This is a genomic window from Methylobacterium nigriterrae, assembly GCF_037106235.1.
Lineage (GTDB): Bacteria > Pseudomonadota > Alphaproteobacteria > Rhizobiales > Beijerinckiaceae > Methylobacterium > Methylobacterium nigriterrae.
This window is the reverse complement of sequence record NZ_JBAWTG010000987.1, coordinates 1-260: the sequence shown is the minus strand read 5'-3', so window position 1 is coordinate 260 and position 260 is coordinate 1. Positions and strand designations below refer to the sequence as shown.

Sequence of the window (260 nt, the reverse complement as noted above, 5' to 3'; positions counted from 1 at the left end):
GCCTTTCGTGAGCACATCTGGAGCCGGGGTGCACGGCCCGCGATCCCGTCAAAGCGCAACGAATCTCCCGTCGCCTGCCCGGACTGGATCTACAACAACCGCAACTTCGTCGAGCGGCTCTGGGCGCGTTTGAAAGAATGTCGTGCCATCGCAACCCGCTACGAGAAGACAGCTTCAAGCTTCATGGGCGTTCTCTCTCTCGCTGCCGCTCTGGACTGGCTCAAGAGCTAACAGGCCGTAAAACTCGCAAAGGCTACGAC

Annotated in this window: 1 protein-coding gene; it reads left to right on the top strand. The window is 59.6% G+C overall.

Annotated features, from left to right (window positions below):
• A partial coding sequence (locus tag WDW90_RS39970) for a transposase (RefSeq protein ID WP_336493101.1) occupies window positions 1–231 on the top strand: 231 nt, incomplete at its 5' end.
• Window positions 232–260: the final 29 nt, after the last annotated feature.